Genomic DNA, 13126 nt, shown 5'->3' on the forward strand with positions numbered 1-13126 from the left:
GCTGTCACCGACGTGCCGGGACAACGCGCCTAGAGCCCCAGCTCATCCCCCAGCCGCCGCACGGCCGCCCGGATCCCGTCCCCGTACGGGTCGTCGCCGAGGGCGCCCAGTGACTCCTGGGCCGAGAGCAGATGCCCTCGGGCCTCGTCGTCACGGCCGAGCTTCTGGTAGTCCGCGGCCAGGTTGAGGTGGAGCGAGGGATAGAAGCCGCGGACGGCCAGGCCCGCGTGGTGGTCGTCCACCCGCTCGCCCGTGAGGCTGTCGGCGGCGGTCAACGCCCTCAGGTCCCAGGCCAGCTCGTCGGCCGGATCGTCCTGGGTGTCCGCCATGTAGTGCGCGATGGTGCAGCGGTGCAGCGCGTCGCCGTCCTCACCGACCTCGAGCCACAGCTCGAGGAGGCGCTTGCGGGCCTCCTCGCGGTCACCGCCGTGGTGCAGCATGACGGCCTGTCCGGCGCGTGCCATGACCGGGTCGGCCGTCGTTTGCTCCTGGTGGTCGGCCACGTGGTCCTCCGTGCTCGTACGACAACGCTCGTATGACGATCAACTGCCGATGACGCTATCCGCCGCCACTGACAATCCAGGTCTCACGAGTGCGCGGCTCGCCGGAAGCCTTCGCGGGCGGTGGCGGCGAAGGGCCACCACCGCCTCCGCCGCGCCTCAGCCCAGGTTGGGGATCGTCCAGTCGATCGCCGTATGGCCCTGGGCCGAGATCGCCTCGTTGATCTGCGTGAACGGCTGCGAGCCGAAGAACTTCTTCGCCGAAAGCGGCGAGGGGTGCGCGCCCTTGACGACGATATGGCGCGACTCGTCGATCAGCGGCAGCTTCTTCTGCGCATAGTTGCCCCACAGCACGAAGACCGCCGGGTCGGGCCGCGCGTCCACGGCGCGGATCACCGCGTCCGTGAACTTCTCCCAGCCCTTGCCCTTGTGCGAGTTCGCCTCGCCGGAGCGCACCGTGAGCACCGCGTTGAGCAGCAGCACGCCCTGCTCGGCCCACGGCATCAGATAGCCGTTGTCCGGGATCGGGGTGCCGAGCTCGGCCTGCATCTCCTTGTAGATGTTGCGCAGCGAGGGCGGGGTCCTCACCCCGGGGCGCACCGAGAAGCACAGGCCGTGCCCCTGGCCCTCGCCGTGGTACGGGTCCTGACCGAGGACCAGCACCTTGACCCGGTCGTACGGCGTCGCGTCCAGCGCGGCGAAGACCTCCTCGCGCGGCGGGTACACCGGCCCCTTCGCCCGCTCGTCCTCGACGAACTCGACTAGCTCCTTGAAGTAGGGCTGCTCGAGCTCCTCACCGAGCACGCCCTGCCAGGATTCGGGGAGCATGGCGGCGTAGGCCTGGTCCGTCACGTCAACAACCTCCGGTGTACGGTCACTTGCGTAGAGACAAGAACCTACCGGCGGCCACTGACAACGCCTGCGCCGCCCACCCCCATCGGAGCTTCTACCAGCTCGTCTTCCGCTCCAGCGCCCACATCATCATGATCGTCGAAGGGTCGAGGGCCTGCTCGCCGCCGGCGATCTCCTCGCTGGCCGCGATGTACTGCTTGCCCTGCCACAGCGGCAGCAGCCGGGCGTCGTCGACGAGGATGTCCTGTGCGCGCTCGAACGCGTCGTTCACCGCACCACGGTCGCTCTCGCGCCGCGACTCGGGCAGCAGCTTGTCGGTGATCTCCGGGGAGGGGTACGGCGTGCCGAGCGCGTTCTTCGGGCCGACGAACGGCGCGATGAAGTTGTCCGGGTCCGGGAAGTCGGGGAACCAGCCGCGCCCGAAGACCGGGTACTCGCCCTTGCGGTAGCCGGCTTCGTACGTCACCCAGGGCCTGCTCTTGAGGGTCACCTTGAACAGGCCCGGCTTCTCCAGCTGCCGCTTGATCTCGTCGAACTCCGGCTTGGTGCCCGACCCGTACCGGTCGGTGGTGTACCAGAGTGTGAGCGGTACGGGCTCGAAGATCCCCGCCTCGGTGAGCAGGGCCTTCGCCTTGGTGGCGTTCGGCTTGCCGAACGAGTTGAAGAAGCCGGCGTTGTGGCCCGTGACGCCCTTCGGCACCATCGAGTACAGCGGCTCGACCGTGCCCTCGTACACCTCATGGCTGATCGCGGCGCGGTCGATCAGCTGCGCGACGGCCTTGCGGACAGCGGGGTTACGGGTCCACTTGTCCTTCTGCGTGAAGACGAGGTAGCGGATCTCCATGCCCGCACCCTCCACCAACTGCAGGCCGTTCGCGGCCTGCTGCGCGTCGAGGTCGACGATGTCGGTGGGGGCGAGACCCCGGAAGGTCACGTCGATCTTCTTGGCCTTCAGCGCGCCCACCATGGCCGCCGAGTCCTGGTAGTACCGGATGGTCACCGCGCTGTTCTTGCGCTCCGCCGGACCCTCGTAGTGGGGGTTCTCGGCCAGCACGGCCTCCACCGGCCGCCCCTTGGCGGCGACCTTGTACGACTGGATCAGATACGGTCCCGAGCCGGTGATCGTCCGTGCGTCGCGCAGCTTGTCGGCCGGGTAGTCGTCCGGGTCGACGATCGACATGGCGGGGGTGGCGAGCACGAACGGGAAGGTGGCGTCGGGCTTCTTGAGGTGGAAGATCACCTCTTTGTCGCCGCGGGTCTCCACCCGGTCGAGGCTGCCGAGCAGCGGTTCGGGACCGCCCTTGACCGCGATGGTGCGGATGCGGTCGATGGAGTGCTTCACGGCCTTGGCGTCCATCGCGTCGCCGTCGGAGAACTTCATGCCGTCCCGCAGTTCACAGCGGTACGTCTTGTTCTCGCGGTCCGTGAAACGGCAGGTTTCGGCCGCGTCCGGTTCGGGGGCCGCGCTGCCGCTGGGGAAGCTGACCAGGGTCTGGTAGACGTTCCGGAACAGCTCCCACGAGCCGTCCCAGGCGGCCGCCGGGTCCAGTGTGGACGGCGCACTCGTCGTACCCACGACGATCGCTTTCTCTTCCTCGGACTCTCCGGAGGAAACCAGTCCGCATCCCGCCACCAGGGATATGGACGCCATGGCCGCGGCCGTACGCAGACTTAGGGCCCGGTTGAACACGTGCACGCTCCTCGCTCGGACATGCCAGAGTCGGGCGACCATATCGCAGTGCCCCGCCGTTCCAACCCGCAGGAACGACAGGGCACTTGAGCGGGATTCCGGTTATCCGCGTACGTCACTTACGCGGCCTCGCGGCGGGTTCGTCAGCCGACGCCCGCATTGAGGAAGATTCCGCCATCGACCACGAGCGTCTGACCGGTGACCCAGTCCGACTGGTCGGAGGTCAGGAACGCGGCCGCGCCGCCGATGTCCGAGGGCACTCCGAGCCGGCCCAGCGGGTACGCCGCCGCGGCCTCCTCCTCGCGCCCCTCGTAGAGGGCCTCGGCGAACTTGGTCTTGATGACCGCGGGTGCGATCGCGTTGACCCGCACCTTGGGCGAGAACTCGTGCGCGAGCTGCACCGTCAGGTTGATCATGGCGGCCTTGCTCATGCCGTACGCGCCGATGAACGGCGAAGGCGCGACGCCCGCGACGGAGGCGATGTTGACGATCGCGCCACCGTGCTCGGACTGCCAGGCCTTCCAGGTCCGCTGGGCGAAGCCGAGCGCCGAGATGACGTTGGTCTCGTACACCTTGCGCGCGACATTGAGGTCGAGGTCGGCCATCGGGCCGAACACCGGGTTCGTACCGGCGTTGTTGACCAGGAAGTCGACCCGCCCGTACGCCTCCATGACCCGCTCGACGGCAACGGCCTGGTGGGCCTCGTCGTGCGCCTTGCCCGCGACGTACATCGCGCGGTCCGCGCCGAGCTTGTCGACGGCTTCCTTGAGGGCATCCTCGTTGCGGCCGGTGATGCACACCCGGTCGCCGCGGGCGATGAGCGCCTCGGCGATGCCGTAACCGATACCGCGGCTCCCGCCCGTGACGAGCGCGGCCTTTCCGCTGTCCTGCACTGTCATGTCTCTCTTCCTCAGCGCTAGTCGAGCGGTCCGCCGGCCACGTACAGGACCTGGCCCGAGACGAATCCGGCCGCCTCGCCGGTGAAGAAGGCGATGGTGTTGGCGATGTCGTCGGGGTTGCCGACGCGCTGCACCGGGATCATCGTGGCGGCCGCGTTCTGGAAGTCCTCGAAGCCCATGCCCACGCGCTCGGCGGTGGACTTGGTCATCTCGGTGACGATGAAGCCGGGGGCCACGGCGTTGGCGGTGATGCCGAACTTGCCGAGCTCCTTGGCGAGCGTCTTGGTGAAGCCCTGCAGACCGGCCTTGGCGGCCGAGTAGTTGGCCTGGCCGCGGTTGCCGAGCGCGGACGAGCTCGACAGGTTCACGACGCGGCCGAAGCCCGCGTCGACCATGTGCTTCTGGCAGGCCTTGGTCATCAGGAAGGCACCGCGCAGGTGCACGTTCATGACGGTGTCCCAGTCGAGCGCGCTCATCTTGAAGAGGAGGTTGTCGCGCAGGACACCGGCGTTGTTGACGAGGATCGTGGGCGCGCCCAGCTCGTCGGCGATCCGCGCGACGGCGGCCTCGACCTGCGCCTCGTCGGCGACGTCGCAGCCGACCGCGATGGCCTTGCCGCCGGCGGCGGTGATGGCCTCGACGGTGTCCTTGCAGGCCGCCTCGTCGAGGTCGATCACGGCCACAGCGCGGCCCTCGGCCGCCAGGCGTACGGCGGTCGCCGCGCCAATGCCTCGTGCGGCGCCGGTGACTACGGCGACGCGCTGCTCGGTGCTGGACATGCTGGGTTCTCCTCGCCCTCGGGGGTGCGGCTCCTGCGATGTGCCGTGGACTGCGCGGTTGAATGAGCGACCGCTTAGTACCTTCAGCAGACGTGACGCTAGAAGCCCTGGCACCCGGTGTCAACGGCCCATCGGGTGCCAGGGCTTCACATCACATCCGCTCGCGCCGGTTCAGCGCACCGCTCAGCGCACCAGAAGGTCGAGCAATCGCTCCACTTCGGCCTCGGGATCGGCGGTCAGACCGGTGTGCACGGGCCCCGGCTGCACCACCGTCGAACGGGGCGCGATCAGCCAGCGAAAACGCTGTCCCGGATTGTCCCCGGCGGCCTGACCTGCGGCGTCGCAGACACCTTCGACCGCCCGCAGCGCGGCCCGTACCCCGTCGACATCGGCCTCGGAGTCCAGGGCCCGCAGCCTGTGCTCGTCGAGGTGGGTGCGCGCCGCCACGTACGACTTGGCGCGGCAGTAGAGCACGACCCCGGCATTGATCAGCTCGCCGCGCTCGATCCGCGGCACCACGCGCACCAGCGCGTACTCGAAGACATCCCGCTCGCTCACCGCGACTCCCTCCACCCGGCCGGCGCGGACTGTCCCGCCCGTCCGCTCGGCTTCGTCGACTCGGCCCGCACTGTCGACCGGTCGTCCTGGGCTTTCGTCGGATCGGCCCGCACTGTCGACGGATCGGTCTGCGTGGCGAGCGTGATGCGCTGCTCGAGCCCCTGCGCGCGGGTGAGCAGCGTGGTCGCGTACGCGCGTCGCACCTCGTCCGGGTCGGCGAAGCCGGGCTCGTCGGCCAGCCATGCATCCGGTACGTCGGCGGCGCACTCGAGCAGCAGCTCCTCGGTGACCTGGGGCGCGAGCACGGAAGCGGCGGCCGCCACGTCCGGTCCGAAGGGTGCGAGTGCATGGTCCGTAGCGTCGTACGGCTTGGCGGCCGAGGTCCGGGCGCCGCGCCAGTTGTGGTGCCAGATCATCGAGGCTCCGTGGTCGATCACCCACAGGTCGCCCCGCCACAGGAGCATGTTGGGGTTGCGCCAGGAGCGGTCGACATTGTTGATCAGGGCGTCGAACCACACCACGCGCCCGGCCTCCTCGGCCGACACCTCGTGGGCGAGCGGATCGAATCCGATGGCGCCCGACAGGAACTCCATGCCCAGGTTGAGGCCACCGCTCGACTTGAGCAGCCCCTGGACCTCCGGATCGGGCTCCCCCAGACCGATCACCGGGTCGAGCCGGATCTGCGCGAGCCCGGGGATCCGCAGCCCGAGCCGGCCCGCGAGCCGGCCGCAGATCACCTCGGCGACGAGCGTCTTGCGGCCCTGACCCGCGCCGGTGAACTTCATGACGTACAGACCGAGATCGTCGGCCTCGACGAGTCCGGGGAGCGATCCGCCTTCGCGCAGCGGGGTGACGTAGCGGGTCGCTGAGACTTCCGTGAGCATGCGCCCAAGCTATCCGGCGCCCGGACCGGGCGATCACAGGCGTGCCCACTGCCTCCGGTCGACGAATGTGGGGCGTTCCGGGCGCATCGCGGGGTACCCGGCGCGAATGACCGACGAAAACAGCAAGAAAACGGACGAAACCGAAGGCGATCGGCACGGCCGGCCCAACGTTCCCCGCGGCGACTCGGCCGTCGACCAGGCCCTGACCGAACTCGAGGAGGCCGAGACGGGCTCTCCCTCGGGCGGCCGGCGCAAGTGGGGGCGCGAAGGCGAGGCCGGCGACACCCTCACGCCGAATCAGCGCGCGCAGAAACAGGCCCAGGAATCCGGCGCGGACTCGCAGGACGGCTCCTGACCCGCACGCCCCGACCGGCACCCTCCCGCCGCCGCGAGCCCGAAGTTACGGCGCGCCTTCCCCGGGGCGCTCCCCGCACACCGGCACCCGGGACGGCCGGCCGCGGGCTTCCGAAACCCTGCGCAGACAGTGAGAAGTGAGCACACCATGAAGCGAGCGGCACTCTTCGACGTGGACGGCACCCTCGTCGACACCAACTATCTGCACACGACGGCCTGGTGGGAGGCGCTGCGCCAGTCCGGCCACCACATCCCCATGGCGGCCGTGCACCAGGCGATCGGCCTCTCCTCGGCCGATCTGATCGGTCATCTGACCGGGAAGGCCCCCGACAAGGACACGAAGGACGAGCTCAGCGCGTCGCACCAGGCGCTCTACGGGGCGTACTTCGACCGTCTGCGCGCCTTCGACGGCGCGGCCGAGCTGCTGCGCACCCTCGCCGGGCAGGGCTGGCACATCGTCCTGGCCACCTCGGCCGCCAGCGAGGAGCTCAGTGCGCTGCGCCGCGCGATCGGCGCCGACGAGGTGATCGCGGGGGCGGCCTCGGCGGACGATGTCGACGAGGGCAAGCCCGCCCCCGATCCGGTGCACAAGGCGCTCGAACTGGCCGGCGTGCCCGCCGAACAGGCCGTCTTCGTCGGGGACACGGTGTGGGACGTCAAGGCCTCGCAACGGGCCGGCATCCCTTGCGTGGCGCTGCTGTCGGGCGGGATCGCGCGCGGCGACCTGGAGAGCGCGGGTGCCACCGCCGTGTACCGGGACACCGCGGAACTGCTCGCCCGCCTCGGCACCAGCCCCTTGGCCGTACGGGACGACGACACACGGAAGGAGACGGCGGAGGCGGGCAAGGCACCCGAACGACCCGTCACCGGCGGTGAGTTGCCCGACGGTCCCGGTGAGCGGGTGGGCGCGCTCCCCCGCGATCTGCCCGACCAGCAGGCGCGGAGGGACGACCCTTGGGACGCGCGGAAGGACGGCTCCTCGGCACAAGGCCCCGAAGGTGGCGAGGACGACCAGGACGCCGGCGCCGCCGATCTGCCCGAACTGGACGAGTCCGGCACCGGCCCCCGTGGTTCGCCTACGCGGGGGACCCCGCACCCGGAGCATCCGGTCCCCGAGGAGCCCTCGGGCTGAACCCGTGACGGCTCGCCCGCCAGACACCCGGCCGGGCGAAGATTTCGGTGCGGTTTGAACAACTTCCCGACTGCGGCCGTACGAGAGGACAGGATTCCGATACGGGCCGAGCTCCGGCCCATGCGCTGACGACCGGCGCAGGACCGCCAAGGGGAGTCATCAGGATGACCGTTACGCAGCAGCCCCAGCACCCCGTCGAGTCGGCGGAGCCGGAAGCGGGGACGCAGTGGTGCGGGTGCCCGTCACGGCGCACCGTCGTCTCGGCGGTGGGTGTCGCGGGCCTTGCCGTCGCGCTCACCGCCTGCGGAGGTTCCGATGACGGAGGCGGTTCGGACGAGGCACAGGAGCCTGCGGGCGAGGCCTCCGACCAGCCGACCGAGGGCGGCGGGGGCGGCGGCGAGGAGCTCGCCAAGACGGCGGACATCCCGGAGGGCGGCGGCACGGTCTTCAAGGACCAGGGCGTGGTGGTCGTGCAGCCGTCGGCCGGCGACTTCAAGGCGTACTCCTCGAAGTGCACCCACGCCGGCTGCGGGGTCAAGGATGTCTCGGGCGGCACCATCAACTGTGTCTGCCACGGTTCCAAGTTCAGCATCGAGGACGGCAGCGTGAAGGGCGGACCGGCCCCGAAGCCTCTGCCCGCCGCGCAGATCACGGTGGACGGCGACTCGATCAAGCTCGGCTGAGAATCGTGCCGCGCGCCACGGCGTCGATCAAGCTCGGCTGAGCCACGTTCGGGGACGCCACGGCGACCGCCCGGGCCACGCCGCCCGCCTCCCGCCGCCGGTCAGCTGATCGGCGGCGGGAGGGCGACCTGGGCGGCGAGGAACTTCGGGGCCATCGCGCAGTAGCTGTCGGTGATGAGTTCGGTGAGCTCGGTCCAGTCGGTGTGGTCACCGAGGACGGCGGCGACGACGTTGTGGCCCCAGCCGGCGCGCAGGAACGGGAATCCGTCGGCGGTCAGGCCGAGCAGATCGTCGGCGGGCACCCGGAACGTCACCACGACGAGTTCCTGGTCCGCGGTCGCATACGGGGCGTAGAGGGGGTGGCGGTCCGGGTCCGGCGTGTAGACATGGGCGACCGTCCGCTTACGGATCCGCCAGCGCATGCCGATCCAGGCCGGCTCCTCGTACGACTCGGGCAGGTGCCGGCAGATCGACCGCAGCCGGTTCAGGATCTCCGGCGGCACGTCTCCGGGACTGGACATGACTCGACCCTAGCGACCGCGCACGGCCGGCGGCCACCAGCACTAGCCCTTCCAAGCGGCGAGGATCTCGTCGGTCGTGGTGACCGAGGAGATCAGCGCGAGGGTGTTACGGATCATCAGCGGGGTGTAGTCCGCCGGCACGCCCGCGATGGCGTCCGCCGGCACTACCACGCGATAGCCCAGGTTGACGGCGTCGAACACGGTGTTGGGGATGGCGACATTGGCCGACACCCCAGTGACGATCAGCGTGCGGCAGCCGAGGTTGCGCAGCAGCGCGTCCACGTCCGTGCCGGCCATCGGTGACAGGCCGTGCAGCCGTCGGACGACCAGATCCTCTTCGGCGACCTCGATCGGAGGGGCGATCCGGACCGCCTTGGTGCCGGATATCTGCAGCACGGGGAGACGCGAAACGGCGTGGAAGAGCCGGGCGTTGTGGTTCGATCCGCGCCCGTCGGGGCGGCGTTCGGCCACCGCGTGCATGACCTGGACCGAGGCGTAGTGGGCGGCGGCGACGAGTCGGGCAATGTTGGTGAGCGCGCCCGAGGAGCGGGCCTGTTCGGCCAGTTCGGGCAGGGCGCTCTCCTCGCCCACGACGCCCTGCTGGCACTCGCTGGTGAGCAGTACGGTGGTGGCGGGATCGAGCAGCTCGGCGAGCGTTTCCCTGGCCATCTGGCCCTCCTGACGCAGCGTCGGCCGGCACACGGCGCGCGGACCGTGTGAAGTCGGCGCGAGGGTAACCCCCATTGCGTACCGGCGGAAGACACCCCATGATTTTCTGACGCAGAGTCAGGAATGCCTCTGTGCACGGACCATGGAGCCGAAGGCACGGAGGGGACAACGGATGAGCGTCACACAACGCAGGGGCCGGCGGATCATGATGACGCGCGAGGAACTGGACGCCTTCCTCGCCGAACAGCGCACCTGCCGGGTGGCCACCGTCTCGGCGGACGGCGCACCGCACGCCAGCACGCTGTGGTTCGCCTGGGACGGCAGCTCCCTGTGGCTGTACTCGATCACCCGCAGCAAGCGCTGGGCCGATCTGCGCGCGGACCGGCGCATCGCGGTCGTGGTGGACGCCGGCGAGGACTACGGCGAGTTGCGCGGAGTGGAGCTGGCCGGATCGGTCGAGTTCGTCGGCGAGGAGCCCCGGGTCGGGGAGCCGTGTGCCGAACTCGACGAGATCGAGAAGCAGTTCGCGCGCAAGAACTTCGGCATGGACCAGATGCCGCACGACGGACGGCATGCGTGGGTGCGGCTCACACCGGACACCATCGCCTCGTGGGACTTCAGGAAGCTGACGGAACTGCGCTGAGGGCCGCGCCCCCGGCACGCCGGCGCACACCCTCGCCGCGCAGGGGCCGCAGCGGCCGCGGCTTCACGCCTCCGCCGTCTCCCCCGCCTCCCGCAGCGCGTCGACCGCCGCCCTGATCGAGGGCCGGCGGTCGGCGTCCGTGCGCCACACCGCGTACACATGGCGGGCGATCTTCTGACGCAACGGCACCACGCGTACTCCGTCCGGCGCCTGCCCGCGTCCCAGGCGCGGCGTGACGCACACGCCCAACCCCGCTTCCACCAGGGCCAGTTGGGTCGAGTGCTCCTCCGCCTGGTGCCCGATACGCGGTTCCACGCCCTTGGAGCGCAGGGTGTAGAGCAGCCAGTCCTGGCAGAACGCGCCTTCCGGCCAGCAGATCCACTCGTCGTCCGCGAGCTCTTCGAGGGCGAGCTCCGCGCGGTCGGCGTACCGGTGGCCCGCCGGCAGCACCACATCGGCCCGGTCGTCGAGCAGCGAGGCCTTGGCCAGGCCCTCGGGCATGGGGAGCGGCTTGTTGTACCAGTCGAGGACGACGGCCACATCGAGATCGCCGCGCACCACTGCCCGTACGCCGTCGGCCGGTTCGAGCTCCTGCGAACGCAGCACCAGGCCGGGGTGCGCCTTGCGCAGCGCGAGGAAGGTGAGCGGGAACAGACCGCGGGCCGCGGTCGGGAATGCACCGATGCGCAGCTCGCCGACCACCTGGCCGCGATGTGCCTCCAGGTCCGACTGCGCGTACTCGACCTGCGAGATGATCCGCGCCGCATGCTCGGCGAGCAGCACACCTGCGTCGGTGAGGCGCACACCGCGCCCGTTCTTGGCGATGAGCTGCTGGCCGATCTCACGCTCCAGCTTGGTGAGTTGCTGCGACACCGCGGACGTCGTGACATGCAGCCCTGCGGCCGCCCCGCTCACCGAGCCGTGCCGGGCCAGCGCGTCCAGGGTGCGCAGACGCTCGAGGTTCAGCATGACCGCTCCATTGGCTCGCCCGTCGACATGTAAGCAATGCTAAGTCATCCCTCGTAATAAATCTCGCTTGTGCTACGAGATCGCCGGGACGATCGTAGGGGTCATGGCCACTGTCTCCGCCTCCCGCACCCGTATCCGCACCTTCACCGCCGCGCCCGCGTCCACGCCTCGCCGCACGCTGGACTGGCGGCTCCGCTTCGCGGTGCTCTCCTTGATCTGGGGCTTCAGCTTTCTGCTCATCAAGGTGGGTACGCATGGCTACGCACCCTTCCAAGTGACGTTCGGACGGCTCCTGTTCGGCACCCTGGTCCTCGCCGCGGCGATGCTGGTGCGGCGCGAAGGGCTGCCGCGCGGGTGGCGCACCTGGGGGCATCTGACGGTGGCGGCGTTCTTCCTCAACGCTCTGCCGTTCTCGCTCTTCGCCTACTCGGAGCTCACGATCCCGTCGACGCTCGCCGGCATCTGCAACGCGACCTCGCCACTGTGGGGCATGGCCCTGTCGATGGTCGCGCTCTCCGAGGACCGGCCGACCCGCCGGCGCGTGGCGGGGCTGGGTCTCGGCTTCCTCGGCGTCCTGACCGTGCTTGGCGCCTGGCAGGGCTTCCAGGGCATCGACGCGGCGGGCACGGCCATGGCGCTCGCCGCTTCCCTGAGCTATCCGATCGGCTGGATCTACGTGCGGCGCACACTCGCGGGGCGCACCGAGTCCCATCTGTCCCTCATGGGTGCGCAGCTGCTGCTCGCCACCGCGCAACTGGCCTTCGTCACCCCGCTGTTCACCTCGATGCCGACCGGCTTCCCGCTCCTGCCACTGCTCGCCGTCATCGCGCTCGGCGCCCTCGGAACCGGTCTCGCGGTGCTGCTCCAGTACGGCCTCGTGGCGGAGATCGGCCCCACGACGGCCCAGATGGTCACGTACTTCATCCCGGTCATCGCCACTGCCGCGGGCGTCGCCCTGCTCGGCGAATCCCTGTCGTGGTCGACACCGGTGGGCGCGGCGGTCGTCCTGGCGGGCGCGGCCCTGACCCAGTCGCGAGCGAAGGGTCAGGGCTGATCCACAAGACAGGCCCCTAGGTCGCCAGAGTTCGGCCCGCACCGCCCCGTCCGCCCAGCACGGCATACGCGACGGCGTCGGCCAGCGGTTCGATCTCGGGCTCGGCCAGCGGGGACACCGTGATCCGCACCCCGGGCGCCGCCCCGATTCGGAACCTCGCCCCGGGAGCCACCGCCCACCCGGCGTGCAACAGCCGGGACACAGCGCCGGTCTCGTCCGGGACCGGCACCCACACGTTCAACCCGCTGCGCCCCGTCGCCGCGATGCCCCGCCGCCCCAGCGCGGCGATCAGGGCGTCGCGGCGTCGCGCATAGGTACGCGCGACGTCCGCGGGCACCACCGCACCGGAGGTCCACAGTTCGACGACCGCGCGCTGCACGATCCGGCTCACCCAGCCCGGTCCGAGCCGCTGCCGTCCCTGCACCCGGTCCACGGTGACCGCGTCGCCGGTCAGGACGGCGAGCCGCAGATCGGGTCCGTACGCCTTGGCCACGGAGCGCACCAGCGCCCAACTCCCCTTGCCGGTGGCCAGGGGATGCAGAGGCAGGTCGACGATGCCGTGCCCGTGGTCGTCCTCGATCAACAGCACCGAAGGGTGCTTCTTGAGGACGGCCCGCAGCGCCCGCGCCCGCGAGGCGGTCACCGCGGCGCCCGTCGGGTTCTGCGCCCGGTCCGTGACGATCACGGCGCGGGCGCCTTCGCTCAACGCCCGGTCTAGCGCGTCCGGCTCGGGCCCTTCGTCGTCCACGGCGATGGCGACGGCGCGCAGCCCGAGCGCCGGGATCAGGTCGAGCAGCGCACCCCAGCCCGGGTCCTCCACCGCGACCGCGTCGCCCGGCCGCAGGTGCGCGGCCAGGATCCGCTCGATGGCGTCGAGCGAGCCCGAGGTGACGGCGACGGGCCCGTCCGGAATCCTGTCGGCGTCGAACGCGGCCCGGG

The 13126-nt window shown here is 70.4% G+C and carries 15 protein-coding genes and 1 pseudogene; 5 read left to right on the plus strand and 11 right to left on the minus strand.

Annotation, left to right across the window (positions count from 1 at the left end; all coding sequences use genetic code 11):
• Positions 1-29 precede the first annotated feature (29 nt).
• From ABT367_RS29680 to ABT367_RS29710, 7 genes are all read right to left on the minus strand, one after another.
• Positions 30-503, minus strand: a complete 474-nt coding sequence (locus tag ABT367_RS29680; protein ID WP_352256346.1) for a hypothetical protein — start codon at positions 501-503, stop codon at positions 30-32.
• Between the two features lie 156 nt (positions 504-659).
• Positions 660-1328 (minus strand): uracil-DNA glycosylase, encoded by a 669-nt coding sequence (locus ABT367_RS29685; protein ID WP_352256359.1) that lies wholly within the window; start codon positions 1326-1328, stop codon positions 660-662.
• Between the two features lie 118 nt (positions 1329-1446).
• Positions 1447-3042: an ABC transporter substrate-binding protein gene (locus ABT367_RS29690; protein ID WP_434975567.1), complete on the minus strand. Its 1596-nt coding sequence runs from the start codon at positions 3040-3042 to the stop codon at positions 1447-1449.
• Positions 3043-3185: 143 nt separating this feature from the next.
• Positions 3186-3941, minus strand: a complete 756-nt coding sequence (locus ABT367_RS29695) for an SDR family oxidoreductase (RefSeq protein WP_352256348.1) — start codon at positions 3939-3941, stop codon at positions 3186-3188.
• A gap of 17 nt (positions 3942-3958) precedes the next feature.
• Positions 3959-4720 (minus strand): 3-oxoacyl-ACP reductase FabG, encoded by a 762-nt coding sequence (gene fabG, locus ABT367_RS29700; protein WP_352256349.1) that lies wholly within the window; start codon positions 4718-4720, stop codon positions 3959-3961.
• A gap of 183 nt (positions 4721-4903) precedes the next feature.
• The gene (locus tag ABT367_RS29705; RefSeq protein ID WP_352256350.1) at positions 4904-5278 is read right to left on the minus strand and encodes a DUF3037 domain-containing protein; all 375 of its coding nucleotides are present in this window, start codon (positions 5276-5278) and stop codon (positions 4904-4906) included.
• Positions 5275-6162, minus strand: a complete 888-nt coding sequence (locus tag ABT367_RS29710) for a HipA family kinase (RefSeq protein ID WP_352256351.1) — start codon at positions 6160-6162, stop codon at positions 5275-5277. Before ABT367_RS29710 ends, ABT367_RS29705 begins: the two co-directional genes overlap by 4 nt.
• Positions 6163-6268: 106 nt before the next feature.
• Here ABT367_RS29710 and ABT367_RS29715 point away from each other — a divergent pair, with 106 nt between their 5' ends.
• From ABT367_RS29715 to ABT367_RS29725, 3 genes and pseudogenes are all read left to right on the plus strand, one after another.
• Positions 6269-6517: a hypothetical protein gene (locus ABT367_RS29715; RefSeq protein ID WP_352256352.1), complete on the plus strand. Its 249-nt coding sequence runs from the start codon at positions 6269-6271 to the stop codon at positions 6515-6517.
• A 147-nt stretch (positions 6518-6664) separates the two neighbouring features.
• A pseudogene (locus tag ABT367_RS29720) lies at positions 6665-7318 on the plus strand (HAD family hydrolase); the annotation flags it as partial.
• A gap of 494 nt (positions 7319-7812) precedes the next feature.
• The gene (locus ABT367_RS29725; RefSeq protein ID WP_165330955.1) at positions 7813-8331 is read left to right on the plus strand and encodes a Rieske (2Fe-2S) protein; all 519 of its coding nucleotides are present in this window, start codon (positions 7813-7815) and stop codon (positions 8329-8331) included.
• Positions 8332-8432: 101 nt separating this feature from the next.
• Here ABT367_RS29725 and ABT367_RS29730 read toward each other — a convergent pair whose 3' ends face one another.
• Together ABT367_RS29730 and ABT367_RS29735 are read right to left on the minus strand one after the other, a co-directional pair.
• Entirely contained in the window at positions 8433-8852 is a 420-nt protein-coding gene (locus ABT367_RS29730) for an MmcQ/YjbR family DNA-binding protein (RefSeq protein ID WP_352256353.1), read from the minus strand.
• A 42-nt stretch (positions 8853-8894) separates the two neighbouring features.
• Positions 8895-9521 (minus strand): cysteine hydrolase, encoded by a 627-nt coding sequence (locus ABT367_RS29735; RefSeq protein WP_352256354.1) that lies wholly within the window; start codon positions 9519-9521, stop codon positions 8895-8897.
• A 172-nt stretch (positions 9522-9693) separates the two neighbouring features.
• Here ABT367_RS29735 and ABT367_RS29740 point away from each other — a divergent pair, with 172 nt between their 5' ends.
• Positions 9694-10164 (plus strand): pyridoxamine 5'-phosphate oxidase family protein, encoded by a 471-nt coding sequence (locus ABT367_RS29740; RefSeq protein WP_352256355.1) that lies wholly within the window; start codon positions 9694-9696, stop codon positions 10162-10164.
• Positions 10165-10227: 63 nt separating this feature from the next.
• Here the strand turns inward: ABT367_RS29740 and ABT367_RS29745 are convergent, their stop codons facing one another.
• On the minus strand, positions 10228-11133 hold the full coding sequence (locus tag ABT367_RS29745; RefSeq protein WP_352256356.1) for a LysR family transcriptional regulator: 906 nt from the start codon (positions 11131-11133) through the stop codon (positions 10228-10230).
• A gap of 103 nt (positions 11134-11236) precedes the next feature.
• On the opposite strand from ABT367_RS29745, the gene ABT367_RS29750 reads away from it, so the two are divergent.
• Positions 11237-12187, plus strand: coding sequence for a DMT family transporter (locus tag ABT367_RS29750; protein ID WP_352256357.1), 951 nt, complete (start codon positions 11237-11239; stop codon positions 12185-12187).
• A 16-nt stretch (positions 12188-12203) separates the two neighbouring features.
• Here the strand turns inward: ABT367_RS29750 and ABT367_RS29755 are convergent.
• A partial coding sequence (locus ABT367_RS29755; RefSeq protein ID WP_352256358.1) for an aminotransferase class I/II-fold pyridoxal phosphate-dependent enzyme occupies positions 12204-13126 on the minus strand: 923 nt, incomplete at its 5' end.

This window comes from Streptomyces mesophilus, assembly GCF_040300965.1.
Lineage (GTDB): Bacteria > Actinomycetota > Actinomycetes > Streptomycetales > Streptomycetaceae > Streptomyces > Streptomyces mesophilus_A.

Bases quoted from the DNA above. Each gene is read 5' to 3' on its own strand.
- ABT367_RS29685 (WP_352256359.1), bottom strand. From the start codon at position 1,328: ATGCTCCCCGAATCCTGGCAGGGCGTGCTCGGTGAGGAGCTCGAGCAG.
- ABT367_RS29695 (WP_352256348.1), bottom strand. From the start codon at position 3,941: ATGACAGTGCAGGACAGCGGAAAGGCCGCGCTCGTCACGGGCGGGAGC.
- fabG (WP_352256349.1), bottom strand. From the start codon at position 4,720: ATGTCCAGCACCGAGCAGCGCGTCGCCGTAGTCACCGGCGCCGCACGA.
- ABT367_RS29710 (WP_352256351.1), bottom strand. From the start codon at position 6,162: ATGCTCACGGAAGTCTCAGCGACCCGCTACGTCACCCCGCTGCGCGAA.
- ABT367_RS29715 (WP_352256352.1), top strand. From the start codon at position 6,269: ATGACCGACGAAAACAGCAAGAAAACGGACGAAACCGAAGGCGATCGG.
- ABT367_RS29725 (WP_165330955.1), top strand. From the start codon at position 7,813: ATGACCGTTACGCAGCAGCCCCAGCACCCCGTCGAGTCGGCGGAGCCG.
- ABT367_RS29730 (WP_352256353.1), bottom strand. From the start codon at position 8,852: ATGTCCAGTCCCGGAGACGTGCCGCCGGAGATCCTGAACCGGCTGCGG.
- ABT367_RS29735 (WP_352256354.1), bottom strand. From the start codon at position 9,521: ATGGCCAGGGAAACGCTCGCCGAGCTGCTCGATCCCGCCACCACCGTA.
- ABT367_RS29740 (WP_352256355.1), top strand. From the start codon at position 9,694: ATGAGCGTCACACAACGCAGGGGCCGGCGGATCATGATGACGCGCGAG.
- ABT367_RS29745 (WP_352256356.1), bottom strand. From the start codon at position 11,133: ATGCTGAACCTCGAGCGTCTGCGCACCCTGGACGCGCTGGCCCGGCAC.
- ABT367_RS29750 (WP_352256357.1), top strand. From the start codon at position 11,237: ATGGCCACTGTCTCCGCCTCCCGCACCCGTATCCGCACCTTCACCGCC.